This window comes from Streptomyces sp. NPDC097595, assembly GCF_044761525.1.
In the GTDB taxonomy this organism is placed as follows: domain Bacteria; phylum Actinomycetota; class Actinomycetes; order Streptomycetales; family Streptomycetaceae; genus Streptomyces; species Streptomyces drozdowiczii_A.
The window spans coordinates 287979-313138 of the sequence record NZ_JBIWCN010000004.1 but is presented as its reverse complement, the minus strand read 5'-3'; the positions used below and the strand labels follow the sequence as shown (position 1 = coordinate 313138).

The window sequence follows — 25160 nt, the reverse complement described above, 5'->3', positions numbered from 1 at the left end:
TGTGGAGAACCTGATTGCGCTGCTCGTCGCGGCGCCCCTGCTCGGAGCGGCGGTGCTGCTGTGCGGCGGCCGGCGCCTCGACCGCGCCGGGCACTGGCTCGGCACCCTGCTCGCCGCCGCCTCGTTCGTCGTGGCCGTGGTGCTCTTCACCGACATGCTGGGGAAGGGCGCCGAGGACCGGGCGCTGCACCAGAAGCTGTTCAGCTGGATCCCGGTCGAGGGCTTCCAGGCCGATGTGGCCTTCCAGCTCGACCAGCTGTCGATGACCTTCGTCCTGCTGATCACCGGTGTGGGCACGCTGATCCACATCTACTCGATCGGCTACATGGAGCACGACGAGCGCCGGCGCCGCTTCTTCGGCTATCTGAACCTGTTCCTGGCGGCGATGCTGATCCTGGTCATCGCCGACAACTACCTGCTGCTGTACGTCGGCTGGGAGGGCGTCGGCCTCGCGTCGTACCTGCTCATCGGCTTCTGGCAGCACAAGCCCAGCGCGGCGACCGCCGCGAAGAAGGCGTTCCTGGTCAACCGCGTCGGCGACATGGGCCTGTCGATCGCGATCATGCTGATGTTCACCACCTTCGGCACGTTCGCGTACGGACCCGTCCTGGAGGCGACCGGCGAGACCAGCGAGGGCAAGCTGACGGCGATCGGCCTGATGCTGCTGCTCGCCGCCTGCGGCAAGTCCGCCCAGGTGCCGCTGCAGTCCTGGCTCGGTGACGCGATGGAGGGCCCGACCCCGGTCTCCGCCCTCATCCACGCCGCGACCATGGTCACCGCCGGTGTCTATCTGATCGTCCGCTCCGGCGCGATCTTCAACGCCGCGCCGGACGCCCAGATGGTCGTCGTAGTCGTCGGCGCGGTCACGCTGCTGTTCGGTGCGATCGTCGGTTGCGCGAAGGACGACATCAAGAAGGCCCTCGCCGGCTCCACGATGTCTCAGATCGGGTACATGATCCTGGCCGCCGGGCTCGGCCCCATCGGCTACGTCTTCGCGATCATGCACCTGGTGACGCACGGCTTCTTCAAGGCCGGGCTCTTCCTCGGCGCCGGTTCGGTCATGCACGGCATGAACGACGAGGTGGACATGCGGAAGTTCGGCGGCCTGCGGAAGTACATGCCGGTCACCTTCGTCACCTTCGGCCTCGGCTACCTCGCGATCATCGGCTTCCCCGGTCTCTCCGGCTTCTTCTCCAAGGACAAGATCATCGAGGCGGCGTTCGCCAAGGGCGGCACCGAGGGCTGGATCCTCGGCTCCGTGGCCCTGCTCGGCGCCGCGATCACCGCGTTCTACATGACACGCGTGATGATCATGACCTTCTTCGGTGAGAAGCGCTGGCAGCCCGACGCCGAAGGCCACGAGCCGCACCCGCACGAGTCCCCGAAGTCCATGACGATCCCGATGATCGTGCTGGCCTTCGGCTCGGTCTTCGCCGGTGGCTTCTTCTCGATCGGCGACCGCTTCCTGCACTGGCTGGAGCCGGTCACCGGCCACGACCACGGCGACGCCCCGATCGGCGCGTCCACCGTCACCGGGGCCACCATGGTCGCGCTCGTCATCGGGGTCGCCATCGCCTGGGCGATGTACGGCCGCAAGCCGGTGCCGGTGGCCGCCCCGCGCGGCTCCCTGCTCACCCGGGCCGCGCGCCGCGATCTCCTCCAGGACGACTTCAACCACGTGGTCCTGGTCCGGGGCGGCGAGCACCTGACGCGCTCCCTGGTCTACGTGGACCACACCCTGGTCGACGGCGTCGTCAACGGCACGGCCGCGTCCATGGGCGGGCTCTCCGGCCGGCTGCGCAAGCTGCAGAACGGCTACGCCCGCTCCTACGCGGTCTCGATGTTCGGCGGTACGGCGGTTCTCATCGCCGCGACCCTGCTGATGAGGGCGGTCTGATCACATGTCCTTTCCCCTCCTGACAGCGACGGCGGCGCTCCCGGCGATCGGCGCGGTGGCCACCGCCGCCGTCCCGGCCGCCCGGCGCACCGCCGCCAAATGGCTGGCGCTGCTCTTCTCGCTGGCCACGCTCGTCCTGGCGGGCATCGCGCTCGCCCGCTTCGAGCCCGGCGGCGACCGCTTCCAGCTCACCGAATCGCACGCCTGGATCAAGGACTTCGGCGTCCGCTACGAGCTGGGCGTGGACGGCATCGGAGTGGCGCTCATGGCGCTCACCGCCCTGCTGATCCCGTTCGTCATCCTGGCCGGCTGGCACGACGCCGACCCCCTGGAGACGAACTCCTCGCGCTGGCGCCCCACCCAGGGCTTCTTCGCCCTGATCCTGATGGTCGAAGCGATGGTGATCCTCTCCTTCGAGGCCACCGACGTCTTCCTCTTCTACATCCTGTTCGAAGCCATGCTCATCCCGATGTACTTCCTCATCGGCGGCTTCGGGGACCGGGCGCACACCGGAAGCGACGAGAACGCGGCGGCGCAGCGCTCGTACGCCGCCGTGAAGTTCCTCCTCTACAACCTGGTCGGCGGCCTCATCATGCTGGCCGCGGTGATCGGCCTGTACGTGGTCGCGGGCTCGTTCTCGCTCTCCGAGATCGCCGAGGCCCGGGCCAACGGCACGTTCTCGATGGCGACCGGCACCGAGCGGTGGCTGTTCCTCGGGTTCTTCTTCGCCTTCGCGGTGAAGGCCCCGCTGTGGCCGCTGCACACCTGGCTGCCCAACGCCATGGGTGAGGCGACCGCCCCGGTCGCCGTGCTGATCACCGCCGTGGTCGACAAGGTCGGCACGTTCGCGATGCTCCGCTTCTGCCTCCAACTCTTCCCGGAGGCCAGCAAGTGGGCGACGCCGGTGATCCTGGTGCTCGCGCTGATCAGCATCGTGTACGGAGCGCTGCTCGCGGTCGGCCAGCGCGACATCAAGCGGCTGATCGCCTACGCGTCCATCTCGCACTTCGGCTTCATCATCCTGGGCATCTTCGCGATGACCAGCCAGGGTCAGTCCGGCGCCACGCTGTACATGGTCAACCACGGCATCTCGACGGCCGCGCTGATGCTGGTCGCGGGCTTCCTGATCAGTCGGCGCGGCTCGCGCCTCATCGCCGACTACGGCGGGGTGCAGAAGGTGGCCCCGGTCCTGGCCGGCACCTTCCTGATCGGCGGCCTGGCCACGCTGTCGCTGCCGGGGCTCGCCCCGTTCGTCAGTGAATTCCTGGTCCTGGTGGGTGCGTTCGCCGCGTATCCGGCGGTCGGCATCATCGCCACCACCGGCATCGTGCTCGCCGCGATCTACGTCCTGGTCCTCTACCAGCGCACCATGACCGGCCCGGTCAAGGCCGAGGTGCAGGGCATGGCGGACCTCAAGGCCCGTGAGCTCGTGGTGGTCGTCCCGCTGATCGCGCTGCTGCTCTTCCTCGGTGTCTACCCGAAGCCGCTGACGGACATCGTCAACCCGGCGGTGCAGCACACCATGTCGGACGTACAGAAGAAGGACCCCCAGCCCGAGGTGGAGGCCGCCAAGTGAGCGCAACAGCTGTCCACAGCCTGTGGACGACGGCGAGCGGGGTGACATCCGCCGCTCCGGACGAGAAGTTCAAGGCCCCGGTCATCGAGTACACCCAGCTGACCCCGGTCCTGATCGTGATCGGCGTCGCCGTCCTCGGCATCCTGGTCGAGGCGTTCGTGCCGCGCCGGGCCCGGTATCACACCCAGGTCTTCCTGACCGTCGTCGCGCTGGTCGCCGCGTTCGCCGCGGTGGTCGGCCTCGCGGCCGGCGGTTACGGGACGACCAAGGCGCACATCGCCGCGATGGGCGCCATCGCGGTCGACGGACCGGCGCTGTTCCTCCAGGGCGTCATCCTGCTGACGTCCCTGGTCGCGGTCTTCACCTTTGCCGAGCGGCGGCTCGACCCCGAGTCGCACGGCAACCGCGTCGACTCCTTCGCGGCCCAGGCCGCGTCGGTGCCCGGCAGCGACAGCGAGAAGGCCGCGGTCAAGGCCGGGTTCACCACCACCGAGGTCTTCCCGCTCGTCCTCTTCTCGGTGGCGGGCATGCTGGTCTTCCCGGCGGCCAACGACCTGCTGACGCTGTTCGTGGCCCTGGAGGTCTTCTCCCTCCCGCTGTACCTCCTGTGCGCCGTCGCCCGCCGCAAGCGGCTGATGTCGCAGGAGTCGGCCGTGAAGTACTTCCTGCTCGGCGCGTTCTCCTCGGCGTTCCTGCTGTTCGGGATCGCCCTCCTCTACGGGTACGCGGGCTCCGTCTCGTACGCCCAGATCGCCACGGTGGTCGACGGCTCGATCCAGAAGATCGACCCGGCGCTCGCCGACACCATGGGCAACGACGCGCTGCTGCTCATCGGCGGCGCGATGATCCTGACCGGCCTGCTCTTCAAGGTCGGCGCCGTCCCGTTCCACATGTGGACCCCGGACGTCTACCAGGGCGCCCCGACCCCGGTCACCGGCTTCATGGCCGCCGCCACGAAGGTCGCCGCGTTCGGCGCGCTGCTGCGCCTGCTGTACGTAGTGCTGCCGGGGCTCACCTGGGACCTGCGGCCGGTCATGTGGGGCATCGCGATCGTCACGATGGTGGGCGGCGCAGTCGTCGCGATCACCCAGACCGACATCAAGCGGCTGCTGGCCTACTCCTCGATCGCGCACGCCGGGTTCATCCTGGCCGGTGTGATCGCGGCCACCCCCGAGGGCATCTCGTCCGTCCTCTTCTACCTCGGCACGTACTCCTTCGTGACGGTCGGTGCCTTCGCCGTCGTCACGCTGGTACGGGACGCGGGCGGCGAGGCGACGCACCTGTCGAAGTGGGCCGGGCTGGGCCGCCGCTCGCCGCTGGTCGCGGCGGTCTTCGCGGTGTTCCTGCTGGCCTTCGCCGGTATCCCGCTGACCTCGGGCTTCTCCGGGAAGTTCGCGGTGTTCAAGGCGGCGGCGGACGGCGGCGCGGGGGGCCTGGTGGTGGTCGGTGTGATCTCCTCGGCGATCGCCGCGTTCTTCTACATCCGGGTCATCGTGCTGATGTTCTTCAGCGAGCCGAAGGCGGACGGCCCCACGGTCGCCGTCCCGTCCCCGCTGACGATGACGACCATCGCGATCGGCGTGGCCGTGACCGTGGTCCTGGGTGTGGCCCCGCAGTACTTCCTGGACCTGGCGGGCCAGGCCGGGACGTTCGTGAGGTAGCCGGAAACGGCTGTACGGCAGCGCCGGACGGGCTTGGCCTTCCCTCGGGAAGTCAAGCCCGTCCGGCGTTGTCACAGGCGGCGCCTATCGTGGCAGGGGAGAGCGCTGGGACGCAGCGGGACCGATATCGGGGGACAGAGCGATGAGCGGGACGGGCGTGACGGGCATGACCACGGATGTGAGCACGGGCGGGACCGCCGCCACGGCCGAGAGCGAGGCGCGGCGGACGCTGCACCGCGTCTTCGGCTACGAGGCGTTCCGCGGCGAGCAGGAGGCGATCGTCGACCACGTGGTGGCCGGCGGGGACGCCGTCGTGCTCATGCCCACCGGTGGCGGCAAGTCCCTCTGCTACCAGATCCCGGCCCTGGTCCGGCGGGGCACCGGCGTCGTGATCTCCCCGCTGATCGCCCTCATGCAGGACCAGGTCGACGCGCTGCGGGCGCTCGGCGTGCGGGCCGGGTTCATCAACTCCACGCAGGACTTCGACGAGCGCCGCTCGATGGAGGCGCAGTTCGTCGCGGGCGAGCTGGACCTGCTGTACCTGGCCCCGGAGCGGCTGCGGCTGGACACCACGCTGGCGCTGCTGGCCCGGGGCGAGGTCTCCGTCTTCGCGATCGACGAGGCGCACTGCGTCGCCCAGTGGGGCCACGACTTCCGCCCCGACTACCTCGCCCTGTCCGTGCTCGGCGAGCGGTGGCCGGACGTGCCGCGCATCGCCCTGACGGCGACGGCGACGGACGCCACGCACCGCGAGATCACGCAGCGGCTCGGCATGCCCGACGCCAAGCACTTCGTCGCCAGCTTCGACCGGCCCAACATCCAGTACCGGATCGTGGGCAAGGCCGACCCGAAGAAGCAGCTGCTCGCCTTCCTCAAGGAGGAGCACGCCGGGGACGCGGGCATCATCTACTGCCTCTCCCGCGCGTCCACGGAGAAGACCGCCGAATTCCTCTGCCGCAACGGCATCGAGGCCGTCCCGTACCACGCGGGGCTCGACGCCGGGACGCGTGCGGCGCACCAGTCCCGCTTCCTGCGCGAGGAGGGCCTGGTCGTCGTCGCGACGATCGCCTTCGGCATGGGCATCGACAAGCCGGACGTCCGCTTCGTCGCCCACCTGGACCTCCCGAAGTCCGTCGAGGGCTACTACCAGGAGACCGGCCGGGCCGGCCGCGACGGCGCCCCGTCCACGGCGTGGATGGCGTACGGCCTCCAGGACGTCGTCCAGCAGCGCAAGCTCATCCAGGGCGGCGAGGGCGACGAGGCGTTCCGCCGCCGGGCCGCCTCGCACCTGGACTCGATGCTCGCCCTGTGCGAGACGGCCCAGTGCCGCCGCGCCCAGCTCCTCACGTACTTCGGCCAGGAGCCGACCGCCACTTCCTGCGGAAACTGCGACACCTGCCTCACCCCGCCGGAGACCTGGGACGGCACGGTGTCCGCCCAGAAGCTGCTGTCCACGGTGGTACGGCTGAAGCGGGAGCGCGGCCAGAAGTTCGGCGCGGGCCAGATCATCGACATCCTGCTCGGCCGCCGCACGGCCAAGGTCATCCAGTTCGACCACGACCAGCTGTCGGTCTTCGGCATCGGCGAGGACCTGTCCGAGGCGGAGTGGCGCGGCGTGGTCCGCCAGCTCCTGGCCCAGGGCCTGATCGCCGTGGAGGGCGAGTACGGCACGCTGGTCCTCACGGAGGCGAGCGGCACGGTCCTGGGCCGCGAGCGCGAGGTCCAGCTCCGCAAGGAGCCGAAGAGGCCGACGACCGCGCGAGCGTCCTCCGCCCGGGGCGAGCGCAAGCCGAAGGCGGCGGCCGCCGCCGACCTCCCCGAGACGGCCGTCCCCGTCTTCGAGGCCCTACGCGCCTGGCGAGCCGCCCAGGCCAAGGAGCTGGGCCTCCCGGCCTACGTGATCTTCCACGACGCCACCCTCCGCGAGATCGCCACGATCCGCCCGACGACCCTGGGCGAGCTGGGCGGCATCAGCGGCCTGGGCGAGAAGAAGCTCGCGACGTACGGCGAAGGCGTCCTGGAGGTCCTGTCCGGCCTGGACACACCCGAGGCCCCGGCGGCCGCGGAGACCCCGGAACCCCCGACGCAGACGGCCCCGCCCCCCGCGCGAAAGCCCGCACCGGCGCCCACCGCACCCGCCGCCCGCCCCGCCCAGCCGTCCGCCTTCGACGACGCCGAGTTCGGCTGGGACGAGGAGCCCCCGGAGTTCGAGTGAGAGCGGGCCGGGGCTCACGCACCCACGGAGGTCAGCGGAGCAGCGACGCTGCCAGTCGCAACTGCTCCTCCTGCTGCTGTTGCACCTGCTTGAGGGCTTCGGCGTTCTGCTCGACGAGACGCTTCTGATAGGCGCTCTCCACCGCGAAGGCGACGCCGATCAGATTCACCTTCTCCTTGCAGGCCACGTCCGCCTTCGCCACGGTGATCGCCTGTGGTGACTGCGGATCCGTGAACTTGAGGTCGCGATCCTGCGTGAGCGGATCGGGAGAGGTCACGTATCCCTTCTCCTTGAGGCACTCGGCCCACTTCCGCCCCACTGCCACGTACCGGCTGTCATCACGTGTGCGTGACCAGGCATCCGTCATGAGCCCGTAGGTAAACGTGATCGGCAGCGATTTCCTGCGCGGGGAGAACACCTTCATGGCCGCCTCGCGTTGACAGCCGCCCACCGGGACCGCCTTTCCCGCGATGACCCCGTTGTTCGCCTCCGACGCTTCGGCCTCCTCCTGACTGCTGGGCAGGTCGGAGGGCTTGAGGTCTTCCTTCCCGAACATCGCCAGCCTCGCCGCGCCTGTCAGCAGCTCGGCCCCGGACGCCGGGGCCTCGGGCTGGTCAGGACCGTCCCCGGACCCGGACCCGTATCCGTACTTGGCTGCCAACCGCGTCGAACTCACCCCGTAGCGGAGCCCGTTCTCGCCGAAGGGGTTGACCGTGGGGCGCTGGGCCGCCGGACGGTAGGTGAATCCGAACCGCTTCATGCACTGACGGGTGAGTTCCTCCTGGGCCTTGCTCAGGGTGTGCTGGTCATCCGGCTTGGTGAGGTACGGGTCCAGCGGGAAGGCGAAGGAGTTGGGATCGGTGATCCTGGGGGTGCCGGAGACCTCGGGCTCCTTGGATTCCTCGGTTCCCCCTCCCGAGGAGCAACCCGCAGCCAGGAGCACCGCGGATGCCACCGCAAGGATCGCCGGGGTGAGTGTGGGGCGTCGCAGCGACGACAGACGGTTCACGGCAGCTCCAAGTTCCGGATTCTCGCTACTATGAAGCCGCGCCTCCCTGCCCGGCGTATACGGGCAGGGGGGCGCGTCTCGCAGGGTGGCCGTTAAGCGGCGGGCCTCGTCAGCGCTCGTACGCCGACGTCACGTTGTTCTTGTAGTTGGAGCTGAAGTCCCCGGACAGACCATCCGGGATCCAGCCGTGGACGCCCCCGCGACCCGACTCGGTGTACACGTCCACGTAGGTGGAGTTGCGGTTCCAGTAGGACTCCGTGTTGTCATCAGGGTTGATGCCGGATGCCTTGGGAAACGAGTCGTTGGCGAAGTTCGCGTCGTAGCTGGCGAAGTCGAACACGTAGCTGGCCTGGTTCTGCAGGTAGTACGCGCCGAACTCGCCCGAGTTGGTGCTTCCGTCACGGGTGGCAGCCGCGGACTGGCCCGCCGTCGCGAGTACACCGGCCCCGCTCAGAAGCAGCAGGCCGGCCGTGGCGACGACCCTGGAGGTTCTTGCGTTCACGATTCACGCCTTTCATTGAAATGGCTTGATTCATGCGGCCCCGCAGGCCGCGTGGCTCATATGCGATCACGACATACATACGTCTGTCTACTGCCCCCGGGGACAGTGGACAGGGACCCCCTCTTGACTTACCGTGAATTTTCATGCGCGCCAATGGAAAACGATCTTTATGGACTCCGCCTCGCATGGGTGCGGTCGTCCTCATCACTGCATTCCTCTCCGTCAGCTGCTCCGGTGGCGATTCGAAGGAGGGTGAATCCGGAGGGGCCGATCCCGGGTCATCTGCTTCGGCTCAGGCATTTCCTCACGAGTCCTGCCTGCGGGATCTCGGTATCGAGTTCACGGTGGACGACGGAAAGAGCATTCCCGACAAGGGGAAGAACACGCCGGAGGATCTCCAGGCGGCCATCACGAAATGCGGCGGTGCCGCGGTGCCCACGCTCGACGCCGCGGCCCTGGAGGTGCTGCGCAAGCAGGCGAAGTGCATGCGCGCAGAAGGGATCACGGAGTTCCGGGATCCGACGGCGACCGGCGAGGCCGTGCCCGACGACGCGCTGGAGAAGCAGCTGGGAAGCCCGGAAGGCAAGAAGGCCCTCAAGAAGTGCGGTATCACCGCGGAGGACCCCGGTTCCGATCCGGGCGACAAGGCGTAACGGGCGACAAGGCGTAACGAGCCCCGGCGGGCTTCCCTTCCTTCGGGCACTCCCATCAGTTTTTCCGGCCCTTCCGCGAAGAACCCCCGGATTCCTCTGCCGCCGTGGGAAGGCGGCAGAGAATTCACCTCCTCCACACGACACCATGCAGTCGGCAGGATTCTGCGACGGAGCAGCCGGCCGGACCGGCCGGTGTTCTTCGATCCGCCGCCGAAAAACGGCGTGCCAGAATCCCGAGGCGTACATGCGTAATGTGCAGGAAAACCCGACGGAGACACCACCCCTTCCTCCGGAGACACCGGTCCGGCCCCGGAGTGTCTGGCTCCGTGGGCGGCGCGGGATGGTGGTGATCGTGGTCGCGGCCGCCCTTCTTCTGTGTGTCGGCGGGGTGGGGGCTTCCCTGGTGATCAAGTCACCCGCCCAGCAGGCGGCTGAGGCGGGACCTCCCCCGATGGACGTGCTGGTGGCCAGGGTCGAGAAGCGGAAGTTGACCGATTCGGTCATCGTCCGGGGGACGGTGACGGCCGGCCAGTCGGTGCAGGTGGCCCCCGTGATCAGCGGCGGCGAGGGCGGCGGCACACCGGTGGTGACGAAGGTGGCGCTCAAGGCGGGGAATTCGGTGACGGCCGGCACGGTGCTGATGGAGGTGTCCGGGCGGCCGGTGTTCGCGCTCAAGGGAAAACTGCCGGTGTACCGGGACCTCAAGCCGGGCGCCAAGGGTGAGGACGTACGGCAGGTGCAACGGGCACTGGCCCAGCTGGGCCACGGCAGCGGAGGCGACGCGGCCGGCCGTTTCGGGGAGGGCACCAAGAGAGCGCTGAACTCGTTCTACGCGTCCATCGGCTACGAGCCGGTGCCGGCGCTGGCCGACGAAGGCGCTGGGGTGAAGGACGCGCAGGACGCGGTCACCGCGTCCGAGCGCGCGCTCCAGGACGCCCGGGACGCGGCCGCGGAATCGCCCGGCACGACGGGCTCGGCGGGGAAGGCCGGGCCCGAGGAAGCAGGCGCCGCGTCCCCGAAGGACAGGGGCCGGGCGGTGGAACGCGCCCAGGAGGACCTGGCCGAGGCACGCGCCGAGTTGAGCAAGGCACAGGCCGCACAGGGGCCCATGCTGCCGGCGGGTGAAGTGGTCTTCCTGGAGGACTTCCCGGCCCGCGTGGACAGCGTGCCCGTCCGGGTCGGTTCGCCGGTCAACGGCCCGGCGATGACCCTGTCCGCCGGTGCGCTGCTGGTACGGGGGGCCCTCCAGGAGCACCAGAAAGGCATGGTCAGAGCTGGTCAGAGGGTGCAGATCCTTTCGGAGATATCCGGGACCACCGCCCAGGCGAAGGTGCTGTCCGTCTCGGACACCGTCCAGCAGCCGGAAACGCCCGCCGGTGACGGCGACGACGCGGCTCCGGCCGGCGAGGCCGGTTACGTGATGCTGGTCCGCCCGCTGAAGGCGCTGCCCGTCGCATTGGCCGGCCAGGACGTGCGGTTGACGATCGAAGCAGGCGCCACCGACGGCGAGGCCCTGGTCGTACCCGTCACCGCCGTCTCCGCCGGCGAGGACGGCAGGACGACCGTCACCGTGGCCCGGGGCGAGGAACAGCGTCGTGTCGAGGTGCGTCCCGGAACCACGGGGGACGGGTACGTGGAGGTCGTCCCGCTCTCCGAAGGCGCACTCAAGGAGGGCGACAACGTCATCACCGGAGTGAATCCGGGGGTGGCGGAGAAGGCCGGCCAGGGCCGCACGGAGGACAAGGACGGTGCAGCCAAGTGACCTCCCCCGTCATCGAGTTCGATCAGGTGGCGCTCACCTACCCGGGGCCACCGCCCGTGGAGGCGTTCAAGCCATGTGATCTACGGGTGGACCGGGGCGAGTTCGTCACGGTGATCGGGCCCTCCGGCTCGGGGAAGTCGACCTTCCTCAACATCGCCGGGCTGCTGGACACACCCACCCACGGGCGGTACCTGCTGGACGGGATCGACACCGGGGCTCTGAAGGACGCCGACCGCACCGCGTTGCGCGGGCGGCGGATCGGCTTCGTGTTCCAGTCCTTCCATCTGCTGCCGCACCGCTCGGCCGCCGAGAACGTCGAACTGGCGATGGTCTACAACGGTGCACCACGACGTGAGCGTCCGGCACGGGCGCGGGAGGCACTGGAGCGGGTCGGGCTGGCCCACCGGACCGACGCGTTGCCGACCCGGCTGTCCGGAGGCGAACGGCAGCGGGTCGCCATCGCCCGCGCCCTGGTCGCCCGCCCTTCGCTCCTGCTCTGTGACGAGCCGACCGGCAACCTCGACACGGCCAACGCGGCCACCGTGCTGGAACTCCTCGACGAACTGCACGCCGACGGCATGACGGTCCTGGTGATCACTCACGACGGCGAGGTGGCCGGGCGCGGACTGCGCAGCGTGGCGATCCGCGACGGCGTACTCCACGAGCAGGTGCGCCCATGAATCGCCGTGTCTCCCGGGCCCCCCTCCTGCCGCGGGTGCCAAGGCCCCGGCTCAGGCCGGAACCCGAGGTCAAGCCCTCGCGCTTCACGCTGCGGGACGCCTTCGCCGAATCGCTCGCCGGTGTGCTGCAACGTCCGGCACGCTCGGCACTGACGGCGCTGGGCACCGTGCTCGGCGTCGGCACTTTCGTGGCGATCCTGGGGCTGACAGCGACCACGTCCTCTCAGATCGACTCGCGCTTCAACATGCTCACTGCCACCGAGGTGTCAGTCGAAGACATCAGCACGCAGGTGGACGAGTACGCCGGGCCCGGCTTCCCCGAGGACGCGGACCAGCGGATCGGCCGACTGCACGGGGTGCGGGACGCGGGTGTCTACTTCACGGTCCAGACCGGCCCCTCCATGACGGTACGGGCCGCCCCGGTCGGCACCGCGGCCGAGAGCGGCGAACAGGTGGACGTCGTGGGCGCCTCGCCAGGGGCACTGCGCGCCGCCGTTCCGACCATGCGGCAGGGCAGGATCTACGACGAGTTCCACTCGAAGAAGGCGCTGCCGGTGGCAGTGCTCGGCTCGGGTGTCGCCGCCCGGCTCGGCATCACCACCCTGGAGACCCGGCCGGCCGTCTTCATCGGTGACGAGCCCTTCACCGTCGTGGGCATCGTGGACGACGTCGAGCGCCAGGCCAACCTGCTGCTCTCGGTGGTGGTCCCGCGCACCACGGCCGTGCGGCTGTGGGGCCGGCCGAAGGCGGGCAGCGACAAGATGCTGATCGCCACCGACGTCGGCGCCGCCCAGCAGGTGGCGACACTCGCCCCGACCGCACTCCGCCCCGACCATCCCGAATACCTCAAGTCGACACCACCGCCGGACCCCAAAACCCTCCGGAGCAAGGTCACGTCGGATCTGAACCAGCTCTTCCTCCTGCTGGCCGGCATCTGCCTGGTCATCGGTGCCGTCGGCATCGCCAACACGACCCTGGTCGCGGTCCTGGAGCGCACCGGAGAGATCGGACTGCGTCGGGCGCTGGGTGCCAGGGGCCGGCACATCACCGGCCAGTTCCTCGCCGAGTCCGGCGCGCTCGGAGCTCTCGGCGGCCTGATCGGCACCTCTCTCGGCACGCTCACCGTCCTCGGCGTGGCCGTCGCCCGTGACTGGACCCCGGTCGTCCACCCCGCCACGGTGGCCACCGCCCCGCTCATCGGTCTCGTCACCGGCCTGGTCGCCGGCCTCTATCCGGCCTGGCGAGCCGCCAGAATCGAACCCGCCGAAGCCCTCCGCCGATGACCTGAGCCTCGCGCGGCACACTCGCCGCGCCTGTGCCGGAGCCCGCCGGGCCCCTGCGCAACCTCGTTGCCGCGATCACCGGTCCCGCGGCCGGACGGACCTACCGCGGGACCCCCGCCCCCCGCCCCGCGTAAGCCCGCACGTCCGCGTCCGGGTCCGCGACCGCCCCCGCCAGCGCCTCCCGGGCCCCCGGCGCGTCCCCGTGGCGGAGGAGGGCCAGGACCGCCGCCTTCCGGACGTCCGCGTTCGGGTCGGCCAGGGTGGCGGCCAGCGGAGGCACCGCGTGGGCCGGTGAAGCCGAGGTCAGCCCCCTCGCCGCCCCCGCGCGGACCTGCCAGGCCGGGTCCGCCAGGGCGGCCACCGCGCGGTCGGCGTACGGCTCCGGGCAGCCCGTCTCCGCCAGCGCGCCCAGGGCCGCCGCGCGGACCAGGGGGTCCTGGTCGTCCAGGAGCGGGGCGAGCGGGGCCGGGGCGGGGGAGTGGACGGCGGCCAGGCCCTTCGCCACCGCGACGCGGACCTCGCGGGCCGGGTCGGCCGCCGCGCGGGCCAGGCCCTCCACCGCGTCCACCGAGACCAGCGCCCGTACGGTCTCCACGCGCACGTCCAGGTCCGGGTCGTCCAGCGTGCCCGCGTACAGCTCCGCGTCGCCCAGCCGCAGCGCCCGCAGGGTGTCCAGCGCGGCGGCGCGGACCACCGCGTCGGCCGAGGAGAGCGCGGCGACCAGCGGGGTGCGGAGCTCCGGGGACGGGGGCAGGACCTCGACCAGTTCGCGCAGGGACGCCGCGACGGCCGCGCGCACGGCGGCCGATGCGTCGCCCAGGGCCGTGGCCAGCGCGGGGCCCGCGCCCGGCGGGGTGGACTCCGTGAGCGCGGCGACGGCGGCCCGGCGCACGGCGGCGTCCGGGTCGTCCAGATACGGGGCGAGGGCATCGAGGTCCGGTTCGCCCTCGCTCAGCGCCAGCAGCTCCAGGATGCGCGGCGAGGTGGAGACGGCCGGTTCGGAGGCCGCCGACGCGGGAACACGCGCCGACACCGACACCGGCGCCGCCTCCCGCGCCCCCGCCGTCCCCACCCCCACCGGCTCCACCGTGCCGATCCGCCGCACCGGCCCCCCGGCCGGCGCGAACCCCTCCACCGGGACCAGGTACGGCGCCACCGGGCGCGCCGTGAACTCCATGGCGCCGGAAGCCGACTTGTACAGGTCCAGGTGGTGGAACCAGTCCGCGTCGTCCCGCTCCGGGTGGTCCGTGCGCTCGTGGTAGAGCCCCCAGCGGGACTCCGTACGGGCGAGCGAGGAGCGCGCGGCCATCTCCGCGCAGTCGCGGATGAACGACACCTCCGCGCACCGCATCAGCTCGTGCGGGGTCTTCGCGCCCATCTCCGCGAGGTCCGTCCGCATCCGCTCGAAGGATTCCAGGGCGATCGACAGCCGGGCCCCGGACTTCGGCGGAGCCACGTAATCGTTCACGAAGCGGCGCAGCTTGTACTCGACCTGGGGCTGCGGCGGCCCGTCCGGATGGCGCAGCGGCCGGTAGACCAGCTCGTGCGCGGCTCGCAGCTGCTCGGCCGGCAACTCGCCCTCGTACGCCGTGAATCGGGCCGCGTCCTCGCCCGCCAGGTCGCCGAAGACGAACGCGCCGATCATGTAGTTGTGCGGGACGCACGCCAGGTCACCGGCCGCGTAGAGGCGGTCCACGGTGGTGCGGGCGTGGTCGTCCACGCGGACTCCGGACGCCGAGTGGCCGCCGCAGAGGCCGATCTCGGAGATGTGCATCTCGATGTCGTGGGTGCGGTAGTCGTGACCGCGCCCCGCGTGGAACGTGCCGCGTGTCGGGCGCTCCGTGGAGTGCAGGATCGTCTCCAGCGCGCTGACGGACTCCTCCGGCAGATGGCTCAGCTTGAGGTAGACGGGGCCCCGGTCGGAGGCCACCTCCGCCGCGAACTCGGCCATCATCTGCCCCGACCAGTAGTCGGAGTCCACGAACCGCTCGCCGTGCCGGTTGACCTGGTAGCCGCCGAACGGATTGGCGACGTACGCGCAGGCCGGGCCGTTGTAGTCCTTGATCAGCGGGTTGATCTGGAAGCACTCGATGCCGGTCAGCTCGGCGCCCGCGTGGTACGCCATGGCATAGCCGTCACCCGCGTTGGTCGGGTTCTCGTACGTACCGTAGAGGTAGCCGGAGGCCGGCAGGCCGAGGCGGCCGCAGGCGCCCGTGGCGAGGATGACGGCGCCCGCGCGGACCGTGACGAACTGCCCGGTGCGGGTGTTGAAGCCGGCCGCGCCGATCGCCCGGCCGTCGTCGCCGGTCAGCACGCGTACGGGCATCACCCGGTTCTCGATGCGGATGCGCTCGCGCATCTCGCGCCGCCGCAGCTGCCGGTAGAGGACCTTCTTGACGTCCTTGCCCTCGGGCATCGGCAGGACGTACGACCCCGAGCGGTGGACCTGCCGGACCGCGTACTCGCCGTGCTCGTCCTTCTCGAACTTCACCCCGTACGACTCCAGGCGCCGCACCATGCCGAAGCCGCGCGTCGCGGTCTGCCGGACGGTCGACTGGTCCACGATGCCGTCGTTGGCGCGGGTGATCTCCGCGACGTAGTCGTCGGGTTCGGCGCGGCCGGGGATCACCGCGTTGTTCACGCCGTCCATGCCCATGGCGAGCGCGCCGGAGTGGCGGACGTGCGCCTTCTCCAGGAGGAGGACGGAGGCGCCGTGCTCGGCGGCGGTGAGGGCCGCCATCGTGCCGGCCGTACCGCCGCCGACGACCAGCACGTCGCAGGAGAGTTCCTCGGCGTCCGCGAGGGCGGGGATCTGCACGGGGGTGCCTTTCAGGAAAGGGGAGTTCAGGGGAGAGTTCAGAGGGTGGTGAGGGATTCCAGGACCTCGCGGCGCAGCGCGACCGTCGCCGGATCGGTGTGCGCGGCCCGTTCGCGCGGACGCGGCACCGGCAGCACCCGCCCGCCCGGCAGCAGGGCCACCCGGTCACCGAGGAACAGCGCCTCGTCCACGTCGTGCGTCACGAACACCACCGTGGCGCCGCTGCCCCGGAGCACATCGACCAGGAGCTGTTGCATACCGGCCCTGGTCTGGGCGTCCAGCGCCCCGAACGGCTCGTCCATCAGGACCGCCCGGGGCCCCGCCGCGAGCGCCCGGGCCAGCTGGACGCGCTGGCGCTGCCCGCCGGAGATCCGGTGCGGCAGCTTCGCCGCGTGCTCGGCGAGCCCCACCCGGGCCAGCCACTCCCCGGCGCGGCTCCGCCGTTCGGCGCGCCCCACGCCCCGGATGGCCAGGGGCAGTTCGACGTTGGCCCGGACCGTGCGCCAGGGCAGCAGCGCGTCGTCCTGGAAGACTAGGGCCCGTTCGGCGCGGGGCCCGGTGACGGGCGCGCCGTCCTCGGTGACCTCGCCGCCGAGCGGGGGCAGCAGCCCGGCCAGGGTCCGCAGCAGCGTGGACTTGCCGCAGCCGGACGGGCCGACGACGGCCAGGATCTCGCCGGGCACGACATCGAGGTCGATGCCGTCCAGGACGGGCGCCCCGGTCCGGCCGAGCGTGGCGCCGCGCAACGCGAGCCGCAGCCCATACGTCGTGTCAGTGGTCATGAGCGCACCCGTTCCTGTGCCGTGCGGACCGAGGGGGCGGTGGGCGCCGCCGGGGCGGGGCGGCGTCGGCGCGCGGGGGCGGCCGGGCGGCTCTCCGTGCGCGGCAGCCAGCGGGTCAGCCGGCGGCCCAGCAGCTCCACCGCCGTGGAGGTGAGCCAGCCGAGCAGGCCGATGGTGGCCATGCCGACGAAGACCCCGGGGTAGTCGACCACCGTGTAGTCCTGCCAGGTCCGGTAGCCGACCCCGTACTCGCCGGAGATCATCTCGGCGGAGATCACGCAGATCCACGAGACGCCGATCCCCACGGACAGGCCGCCGAGGATGCCGGGGAGCGCGCCGGGCAGCACCACGGACCACAGCACGCGCCGCCGCCCGCCGCCCATGGTCAGGACGGCCTCCTCCCAGACCGGGGTCAGCGCCCGCACCGCGTGCCGGGTGGAGACCATGACCGGGAAGAACGCGGCCGTGCACGTGATGAAGACGATGCCCTGCTCGTTGCTCGGGAAGAGCAGGATCGCGACCGGGACCAGCGCGATCGCCGGGACGGGCCGCAGCACTTCGAGGACCGGGCCCAGCAGATCGGCGGCGATCCGCGAGCGGGCGACGGCGGTGCCGACGGTGACCCCGAGGACGGCGGCCAGCGCGAAGCCGGTGACGATCCGGGTCAGGCTGTCGGTCAGGTCCTGCCAGTACGCGTCACCCGCGACCCGGTCCGCGAACGCGCGGGCGATCTCGCCGACCGTGGGGAACTGCTCGAAGCGCAGCCACAGATTGATGTCGTACGTGGTCAGCGCCTGCCACAGCCCGAGCACCGCCGCCAGCGAGAGCACCCGCCGGACGGGCGACCACCGCCCGCTCATGACGCGGACCCGGCGCGTTTCAGCGCGTCGGCGTAGGAGACGGTCCGGGCGCCGGGGTGCGCCGCCACATCGGCGCGGGCGGCCGACCCGGTGACGTACGGCCGCAGCACCGGGCCGTCCGCGACCCACACCGCGCGGTCCGCGAACCACAGCGTCCCGGTCTTCGCGTCGGGGACGTACGCCACCCGGACGGCGTCCCGGTGCGCGGCCACGTACCGCAGGACTTCGGCGGAGGTGGCGAAGGCCGTGGTGGCGTCCTCGCCCTTCAGCCAGACCTCTCCGCCGCGCCGGGCGGGCGGCCCGGCGGCGAGGGCCTTCGCATAGCCGGAGCCGTACACCCGCTTGATGTACCGGTCGTCCACGAAGGCGTCCACGTCCACGTCACCGACGAGCTTCGCGGAGGCCAGTACCGGGACGTCCTTCTTCAGGGCGGCGACGAGCGCGGGCTTCAGGGTGGTGTCGAAGGTGGCGATGCCCTGAGCACCGTTGTAGAGGTGCACGACCTCCGCCGGGAGGCCGGTGGCCTTCGCGACGGACTCCGAGGCGGCGACGGGGTGTTCGTGGAGATAGCTCGTTGCCCGGCCCTGGGCGCGCAGGAAGTCCTCCACCACGGCGGACCGCTTCTCCGCGAACTCCTCATTGACCGTGACGCCGTGGAAAGTCGGCAGGTTCAGCTCGGCGCCGTCGTACAGCGCCTTGGCCCGGCCCTGGAAGGCGAGCAGCCCCGGCCAGGCCACGAACTGCGACAACGCGTCCGCGCTGCCCGCCTGAAGCGCCGAAGCCCCCACTGCGGGCTGCTGGTTGAGCTTGCGGATGTCCTTCTCGGGGTCGAGCCCGGCCTGTTGCAGAGCCCGTACGAGGGTGCCGTCGGCGGCCGATCCGACGCTCGTGGACACCTTCTTTCCGCGCAGGTCGGTGAGCGTGCGAAGTCGCGAATCCGGCCCGGTCACCACGGTGTTGAGGCCGCCCGACAGGTTGTAGCCGGTGACCGAGACGAGCCGGGTGGGGCGCTTGAGCTGGACGCCCCGGGCCGCGTTGATCAGCAGCGGGAAGTCGCCCATCGAGCCGATGTCGATCTTTCCGGCGGTCATCTGGGCGGTGATCGGGGCGCCGGTGGCGTAGTCCTGCCACTCCACCTTGTACGTGACACCGTCCCGCTCGCCGCGCTTGCGCAGCTCGTCCTCGAAATAGCCGAGGGACCGCAGCAGGGTGCCGGCGGTGACGGTGTTGATCGTGCGGGACTGGTAGCCCACGGTCACCGTGACCGTACCGCTGTCGTCCGCGCTCGCCCCGCCGCCGCAGCCCGTGGTGAGCGTGAGGAGCAGCGCGGCGCCGGCCAGGGCGCCGGGTGCTGTGCGTCGCATGGAGTCGGGGCCTTTCAGCGCAGGAGATAGGGCATGTTGACGGTGACCGCCCCGGTGGGGCAGCGGGCGGCGCAGGGGCCGCAGTACCAGCACTCGTCCACGTGCATGTACGCCTTGCCGCTGTCCTGGTGGATGGCCAGGGAGTCGAGCGGGCACATGTCGACGCACAGAGTGCATCCGTCGATGCACTTCGACTCGTCGATGGTCACGGGCACGTCGGCCCGCTGGGGCGCCAGAGGCATGGCGGGGCTCCAGGGAAGGTTTTTTCGAATGGGTGGGGTGGCTCAACAGGCCCGGTGCAGGACGCCGTTCATGCTGATGCGGTCGCCGCGGAAGCGGATGAACTCCAGGTCCACGGGCCGGCCGTCGGCGAGCCGGGTCAGCCGTTCCAGCATCAGGACCGCGGATCCGCGCGGGACCTCCAGGACGGCGGCGGAGTGCGCGTCGGCGTTGACGGCCTCCAGGGTGATGTCGGCGTCGCCGAGCCGCTGCCCGGTCAGGGACTCCAGCAGCCGGAAGACGTCGGTGTTCTCCAGGTCGGCGCCGAGCAGCCCGGCGCCGAGGTCCATCGGGACGTAGGTGAGGTCGAGGGAGAGCGGCAGCCCGTTCAGCAGGCGGCGGCGCTCGATGTAGAGCACGTCGGTGTGCTCGGCGAGCCCGAGCCGCCGGGCGACCGGGGCCGGAGCGGGGACGGGCCCGACCGTACGGACCTCGTTGGTGACCCGGCCGTGCTCGCGCAGGGTCTCCGCCAGACCCTGGAGCCGGTCGAGCGCGTGCGGGTACTTCTCGGCGACGACGACCGTGCCGACGCCCGGCTGCCGCTCGACCACCCCCTCGCCGCGCAGCAGGTCGAGGGCCTGGCGCACGGTGTTGCGGGAGACGCCGTAGTCGCGCCCGATGGTGTCCTCGTACGGCAGGACACCGCCGGGGAACGCACCCGTGCGCACCTGGTGGCGCAGCAGGTCGGCGAGGAGCCGGGCGCCGTCCGCACGCAGCCGGCGCCGGCGGGCGGCGGCGACGGGCACGGTGTGCTCGCGGGTGCGTTCGGCTGGCATGCGGTGGACCATAGCGGCGGGGTACGGGAGTTGGTGTTGCCACAGTGTTGCGCCATCAACGGACCCCGGCGGAACGGCTCTGACCTGCGGTGACGGGAGCGGCCCGGGCAAGTTCCGCCACCCGCCGGTCCGGCATGCGGACCGGTCCCGCCCGGTCCGCCGGGCTCACTCCGCGGGCACGACCCGCCCCGACACCTCGCCGAGACCCACCCGGGTGCCGTCCGGCCCCGGCGCCCAGGCGGTGAGGGTCACCGTGTCGCCGTCCTCCAGGAACGTGCGCTTGCCCTCGGGGAGTTCCAGCGGGTCGCGGCCGTTCCAGGTCAGCTCCAGGAGGCAGCCGCGCTGGGACGGCTCGGCGCCGCTGACGGTTCCGGAGCCGAAGAGGTCGCCGGTGCGCAGCGAGGCGCCGTTGACCGTCATCTGGGCGAGCTGCTGGGCGGCCGTCCAGTACATCGTGGAGAACGGCGGCTCCGCGACGACGTGCCCGTTGACCGCGACGGAGATCCGCAGGTCGTAGCCGCCGGGCTCGTCCTCGTCCGCGTCCTCCAGATAGGGGAGCAGCGGGAGGTCGCGGGCGGGCGGTGCGGTGCGGGCGGCGTCCAGGGCCTCCAGCGGGGTGACCCAGGCGGAGACGGAGGTCGCGAAGGACTTGCCGAGGAACGGGCCGAGCGGGACGTACTCCCACGCCTGGATGTCGCGCGCCGACCAGTCGTTGAGCAGCGAGAGCCCGAAGACGTGCTCGCGGAAGTCCGTGAGGGCGACGGGCTTCCCCTGCTCGGAGGGGGTGCCGACGACGAAGCCGACCTCCGCCTCGATGTCGAGCTTCACGGAGGGGCCGAAGACGGGTGCCGGGTCGGCCGGTGCCTTGCGCTGGCCGGCCGGGCGGACCACCTCGGTGCCGGAGACCACGACGGTCCCGGCGCGGCCGTGGTAACCGATCGGCAGGTGCTTCCAGTTGGGGGTGAGCGGCGCGTCGGCGTCGGGGCGGAAGATCTGGCCCACGTTGGTGGCGTGGTGCTCGCTCGCGTAGAAGTCCACGTAGTCCGCGACCTGGTACGGCAGATGCAGCGTGACCGCGTCCAGCGGGTGCAGCAGCGGCTCCATGTCGGCGCGGTGCGCGGGGACCGTGACCCAGGCGGTCAGGGCCCGGCGCACATCGCGCCAGGCGGTGCGCCCGGCCGCCAGCAGGGCCATCAGGTCCGGCTGGGCGAGGAGTTGGGCGTACGGCGAACCGAGGGCGAGGGCGGCGGCCCCGGCGTCCAGGACGTGGTCGCCGAGGCGGACGCCGACGCGCCGTTCGCCCGGGCGGTCGGGGGTGGAGAACACGCCGTACGGCAGGTTGTGCGGGCCGAAGGGGTCGCCCTCGGCCACATCGAGCGGACTGCTCTGCTCGGGCATCGTTCGCTGCCTCGCTTTCCGGGTCGCTTGGGGACAACGTTACGTCGGGAGCACTGCCGTACGGCAGTGCCCCAACCATCCCCAATGCCCTGGAAAGTACGCCTCACATGCGACGTCACCCGGAAGTTCGCGGGATGCTCTTCTCCCAGGTCCGGTGGAAGACGACCTCGCCGCCCTCGGTGCAGACGACCTCGTTGACGGTGTGGAAGTCGTCCGCGTCGGCGGTGATCTCGGAGCGGGTGTCGATCTGCACGTCCCAGGCCATCTCCGGCCGGTGCAGCCGGATCGTCCAGTCGGACCGGGTCCGCGCGGAGAGCGGGTCGCCCTCCTGGATGGTGTACGTCTCCACCGCGTCCTCGGTGAACTCCAGCCCGTCCGGGTAGACCCGCGTGCCGCCGTAGCGGGGGTCCACCTCCATCCGCCACTCGCCCTTGGCGACATCGCGGACGACGAGCCGTTCCGGGCGCGGCGCGTCCAGCGTCTCCGGGTAGACGACGCCCAGCGGCTCGGACTGCTCGGGCTCCTCGAAGCGGATGGCGGGATCCTCGGTGTGCCGCCGCACCGGGAGCTCGACGAGGCTGCCGTCCGCCTCCAGGGTGAAGCCCGCCGAGCCCGCCTGCGGCCAGATCCAGGGCCAGTACGAGGACGAGACGGCGAGCCGGATGCGGTGGCCGGGCGGGAAGGTGTGCCCGATGCCGTTCAGCTCGAAGGTGACGTCCTCGGTGGCGCCGGGCTTCCAGTCCTCGGTGCGGTCCCGGCCGCCCCGGGCGGCGAGGTTGAGCGCGCCGCGCGTGACGAGGGTGGAGGAGCCGTCGGGGGCGACGTCGCAGAGCCGGACGACGGCCTGGCCGCGCGGCACGTCCATGGTGATGCGCAGGCTCACCCGGGGTCTGCCCAGGATCTCGATCGGCGCGTCGGCGACCGGGAATTCGAAGCAGAGCGACTTGGCGTCCTCGTCGCGTTGGTCGGGCGGCAGGTCGGCGTCGTTGCCGAAGGGGAAGAACCGCCCGGCGTCCAGCCCGGTCTGCTGCGGCGAGTGGACGATCTGCGGCCCGCCCTGGAGGGCGTACGCGACCGGGGTGACGTTCTCCGACGGCCAGCTGGTCTCCCCGACCCAGCGGCCGGGCAGCGTCTCGTACACCGTGGCGGGCGGGTGCGACTCGCTGATCCAGGACCGCAGCAGCGGCTCCTCCATGACCCCGGTGTCCTCGTCCTTCAGGTGCTGGTCCCACCAGCGCAGGGTCTCCTGGAGGAAGCCGATGCCCGGTCCGGGAGGCAGTCCCCGGTCGGGGTACTGGTGCGACCAGGGGCCGATGATCCCGCGCACCTTCGCCGGGTCCAGGTGCTCGACCAGCCGGAGGACGGTGTCCCGGTACGGGTCGTGCCAGCCGCCGACCGCGAGGACGTTCGCCTCGATCGCGGAGTAGTCCTCGCAGACGCTGCCGTGCTTCCAGTAGGCGTCGCGGGTCTGGTGGGAGAGCCAGGTGTGGATGAAGGGGTCCACCGCTTCGAGCCGGTCCAGCCACATCTGCCGCCAGTCGTCGCCGACGTCCGCCGGGTCGGGCGGCCGGCAGACGAAGGCCAGCATGGTCGCCGCCCAGGCGTGCATGTCCACGGCGAGGACCGAGCCGCCCATGTAATGGACGTCGTTGTCGTAGCGGTCGTCCGCCGAGCACACCGTGACGATGGCCTTCAGCGGCTCCGGGGCCAGCGCGGCGATCTGGAGCGAGTTGAAGCCGCCCCAGGAGATCCCGAACATGCCGACCCGGCCGGAGCACCACTCCTGCTGGGCCAGCCAGTGCACGACCGCGACCCCGTCCGCCAGCTCCGTCGCGTCGTACTCGTCGCCCGGCATGCCCTCGCTGTTGCCGTGCCCGCGCACGTCCACCCGGACGGAGGCGTAGCCGTGTCCGGCGTACCAGGGGTGGCGCTGCCAGTCGCGCGGCGCGGTCCAGTCGCTCAGCCGGTACGGCAGGTACTCCAGCAGGGCGGGCACGGGTTCGTCCGTGACCGGCCGCCAGATCCGGGCGTACAGCTGGGTGCCGTCCGGCAGCGGGATGTAGAGGTCCTCGCGGGTCGTCTCGTACGGGAACGCGGTCTGGATGTGCATGGGCGTACCTCAGTGGACGGGGTGCATCGTGCGCCTGAGCCAGGGGGCGGCGGCGATGACGGCCACACCGGCCACCACCGCCACGGCGCCGTTGACACCGAAGTAGGCGGGGTTGGACACCTCGCCGTACAGCTTCACGATCTGGGCCTGGATGCCGTTGGCGAGGGCCAGCGAGAGGAACCAGAGGGCCATGGTCTGGCTGGCGAACGCCTTCGGGGCGAGCTTGGTCGTCGCCGACATGCCGGAGGTCTCCAGCAGGATGTCGCCGAGCCCGAGCAGCAGATAGGAGCCGACGATCCACCAGGCGGCCATCTTGTACGTGTCGCCGGTGTGCCCGGAGGTGGGCAGGACCATCAGCAGGAACGAGAGACCGCCGAGGATGACCCCGATCGCGATCTTGTTGGAGGCGTGCGGCTGGCGCGGCCCCATCTTCGCCCAGACGGCCGCGACCACCGGGGCGAGCAGCACCTCGAAGGCGCCGAGCGCGGAGGCGTACCAGCTCGCCGGGAAGTGGAAGCCGAAGATCTCCGTACGGGCGTTGGTCGACGCGAGCAGCATCATCGTCGAGTACGCCTGGAAGAGGATGAAGTTGAACACCACGGACGCCAGGAACAGCACGACGTACGGGCGCAGCCTGCCGCGCTCCTCGGCGGTGACCCGGGGGCTGCGGAACATCACCGCGAAGTAGACGACGGGTGCGATCACCGAGATCAGGGTGAGCAGGTCCACGAACCGGTCCATCGTCAGCCAGCCGGCCAGGGCCAGCGCGGTCGCGACGGCCGCCACCACCACCGCCCCGACGACGATCAGCAGGACCGCCCGGCGCATGGGCCCGGGGGCCAGCGGGAATTCGGCGGCGTGCTTTCGGCCGGCCAGGTGACGGCGGCCCGCCACGTACTGGATGAGGCCCAGCGTCATGCCGAAGGCGGCGGCCGAGAAGCCCCAGTGCCAGCTGGCGTGGTCACCGAGCCAGCCGGTGATCAGCGGACCGAGGAAGGCACCGATGTTGATGCCCATGTAATAGAGGGCGAAGCCCGCGTCCCGGCGCTCGTCGTCCGTGCGGTAGAGCTTGCCGACCATCGTCGCCACATTGGGCTTCAGCAGCCCCGTACCGGCGCTGATCAGACCGAGCCCGACCCAGGTCATCGCGTTGGTGGGCACCGCCATGGCGTAATGCCCGCAGGCGATCAGGATGCCGCCGTACAGCACCGCCCGGTACGAGCCCAGGATGCGGTCGGCCAGCCAGCCGCCGGCCACGGAGACCAGGTAGACGAGCGTGCCGTACGCGGCCGAGACGGAGGCGGCGGTACCGGCCTCCATGCCCATGCCGCCGTTGGCGACCGTGTCCGCGAAGTAGAGGACCAGGATCGCCTGCATGCCGAGGAACGAGAACCGCTCCCAGACCTCCAGGCCGGACAGGGTCATCAGACCCCGTGGCTGGCCGAAGAACGCGTGGTCGTCGGCCGGGGGCGGCTGCGCCGGTTCGGTGTCTGCTGCTGTGTGGGACAAAGCGGCAACTCCTGATCGTATGAGCT

Annotated in this window: 19 protein-coding genes; 8 read left to right on the top strand and 11 right to left on the bottom strand. The window is 71.2% G+C overall.

Annotated features, from left to right (window positions below):
- Nucleotide 1: 1 nt before the first annotated feature.
- From nuoL to recQ, 4 genes are all read left to right on the top strand, one after another.
- Nucleotides 2–1897, top strand: a complete 1896-nt coding sequence (nuoL, locus tag ACIQZN_RS08635) for an NADH-quinone oxidoreductase subunit L (protein WP_403989631.1) — start codon at nucleotides 2–4, stop codon at nucleotides 1895–1897.
- 4 nt (nucleotides 1898–1901) lie between these two features.
- Nucleotides 1902–3473, top strand: coding sequence for an NADH-quinone oxidoreductase subunit M (locus tag ACIQZN_RS08630; protein WP_161206674.1), 1572 nt, complete (start codon nucleotides 1902–1904; stop codon nucleotides 3471–3473).
- Complete coding sequence (nuoN, locus tag ACIQZN_RS08625; RefSeq protein ID WP_403989628.1) at nucleotides 3470–5134, top strand: NADH-quinone oxidoreductase subunit NuoN; 1665 nt, start codon at nucleotides 3470–3472, stop codon at nucleotides 5132–5134. The genes ACIQZN_RS08630 and nuoN overlap by 4 nt, the downstream gene beginning before the upstream one ends.
- A 142-nt stretch (nucleotides 5135–5276) precedes the next feature.
- Nucleotides 5277–7349: a DNA helicase RecQ gene (gene recQ, locus ACIQZN_RS08620; protein WP_403989626.1), complete on the top strand. Its 2073-nt coding sequence runs from the start codon at nucleotides 5277–5279 to the stop codon at nucleotides 7347–7349.
- A gap of 31 nt (nucleotides 7350–7380) precedes the next feature.
- Here the strand turns inward: recQ and ACIQZN_RS08615 are convergent, their stop codons facing one another.
- Together ACIQZN_RS08615 and ACIQZN_RS08610 are read right to left on the bottom strand one after the other, a co-directional pair.
- Nucleotides 7381–8358 (bottom strand): hypothetical protein, encoded by a 978-nt coding sequence (locus ACIQZN_RS08615; RefSeq protein WP_403989624.1) that lies wholly within the window; start codon nucleotides 8356–8358, stop codon nucleotides 7381–7383.
- A 109-nt stretch (nucleotides 8359–8467) separates the two neighbouring features.
- The gene (locus ACIQZN_RS08610; RefSeq protein WP_403989622.1) at nucleotides 8468–8860 is read right to left on the bottom strand and encodes a hypothetical protein; all 393 of its coding nucleotides are present in this window, start codon (nucleotides 8858–8860) and stop codon (nucleotides 8468–8470) included.
- A 185-nt stretch (nucleotides 8861–9045) separates the two neighbouring features.
- On the opposite strand from ACIQZN_RS08610, the gene ACIQZN_RS08605 reads away from it, so the two are divergent.
- From ACIQZN_RS08605 to ACIQZN_RS08590, 4 genes are all read left to right on the top strand, one after another.
- Nucleotides 9046–9513: a hypothetical protein gene (locus ACIQZN_RS08605; RefSeq protein ID WP_403989620.1), complete on the top strand. Its 468-nt coding sequence runs from the start codon at nucleotides 9046–9048 to the stop codon at nucleotides 9511–9513.
- A 403-nt stretch (nucleotides 9514–9916) separates the two neighbouring features.
- A complete protein-coding gene (locus ACIQZN_RS08600; protein ID WP_403989618.1) occupies nucleotides 9917–11275 on the top strand; it encodes a peptidoglycan-binding protein in 1359 nt (452 codons plus the stop codon).
- Nucleotides 11272–11955 (top strand): ABC transporter ATP-binding protein, encoded by a 684-nt coding sequence (locus tag ACIQZN_RS08595; RefSeq protein WP_403989616.1) that lies wholly within the window; start codon nucleotides 11272–11274, stop codon nucleotides 11953–11955. Before ACIQZN_RS08600 ends, ACIQZN_RS08595 begins: the two co-directional genes overlap by 4 nt.
- On the top strand, nucleotides 11952–13238 hold the full coding sequence (locus tag ACIQZN_RS08590) for an ABC transporter permease (RefSeq protein ID WP_403989614.1): 1287 nt from the start codon (nucleotides 11952–11954) through the stop codon (nucleotides 13236–13238). The genes ACIQZN_RS08595 and ACIQZN_RS08590 overlap by 4 nt, the downstream gene beginning before the upstream one ends.
- Before the next feature lie 100 nt (nucleotides 13239–13338).
- Here ACIQZN_RS08590 and ACIQZN_RS08585 read toward each other — a convergent pair whose 3' ends face one another.
- The 9 genes from ACIQZN_RS08585 to ACIQZN_RS08545 form a co-directional block, all read right to left on the bottom strand.
- Nucleotides 13339–16056, bottom strand: coding sequence for a fumarate reductase/succinate dehydrogenase flavoprotein subunit (locus ACIQZN_RS08585; RefSeq protein ID WP_403989613.1), 2718 nt, complete (start codon nucleotides 16054–16056; stop codon nucleotides 13339–13341).
- Between the two features lie 38 nt (nucleotides 16057–16094).
- Nucleotides 16095–16838, bottom strand: coding sequence for an ABC transporter ATP-binding protein (locus ACIQZN_RS08580; protein ID WP_403989611.1), 744 nt, complete (start codon nucleotides 16836–16838; stop codon nucleotides 16095–16097).
- Entirely contained in the window at nucleotides 16835–17698 is an 864-nt protein-coding gene (locus tag ACIQZN_RS08575) for an ABC transporter permease (protein WP_403989609.1), read from the bottom strand. Before ACIQZN_RS08575 ends, ACIQZN_RS08580 begins: the two co-directional genes overlap by 4 nt.
- The gene (locus ACIQZN_RS08570) at nucleotides 17695–19062 is read right to left on the bottom strand and encodes an ABC transporter substrate-binding protein (RefSeq protein ID WP_403989607.1); all 1368 of its coding nucleotides are present in this window, start codon (nucleotides 19060–19062) and stop codon (nucleotides 17695–17697) included. The genes ACIQZN_RS08575 and ACIQZN_RS08570 overlap by 4 nt, the downstream gene beginning before the upstream one ends.
- A 14-nt stretch (nucleotides 19063–19076) precedes the next feature.
- Nucleotides 19077–19304, bottom strand: coding sequence for a ferredoxin family protein (locus tag ACIQZN_RS08565; protein ID WP_018101329.1), 228 nt, complete (start codon nucleotides 19302–19304; stop codon nucleotides 19077–19079).
- 42 nt (nucleotides 19305–19346) lie between these two features.
- Nucleotides 19347–20117 carry a GntR family transcriptional regulator gene (locus ACIQZN_RS08560; RefSeq protein ID WP_403989604.1) on the bottom strand — a complete coding sequence of 257 codons (771 nt, stop codon included), beginning with the start codon at nucleotides 20115–20117 and terminating at the stop codon, nucleotides 19347–19349.
- A gap of 165 nt (nucleotides 20118–20282) precedes the next feature.
- On the bottom strand, nucleotides 20283–21515 hold the full coding sequence (gene fahA / locus ACIQZN_RS08555; RefSeq protein WP_403989602.1) for a fumarylacetoacetase: 1233 nt from the start codon (nucleotides 21513–21515) through the stop codon (nucleotides 20283–20285).
- 115 nt (nucleotides 21516–21630) lie between these two features.
- On the bottom strand, nucleotides 21631–23625 hold the full coding sequence (locus ACIQZN_RS08550; RefSeq protein WP_403989600.1) for a CocE/NonD family hydrolase: 1995 nt from the start codon (nucleotides 23623–23625) through the stop codon (nucleotides 21631–21633).
- 9 nt (nucleotides 23626–23634) lie between these two features.
- On the bottom strand, nucleotides 23635–25134 hold the full coding sequence (locus ACIQZN_RS08545; RefSeq protein ID WP_403989598.1) for a peptide MFS transporter: 1500 nt from the start codon (nucleotides 25132–25134) through the stop codon (nucleotides 23635–23637).
- Between the last annotated feature and the right edge of the window lie 26 nt (nucleotides 25135–25160).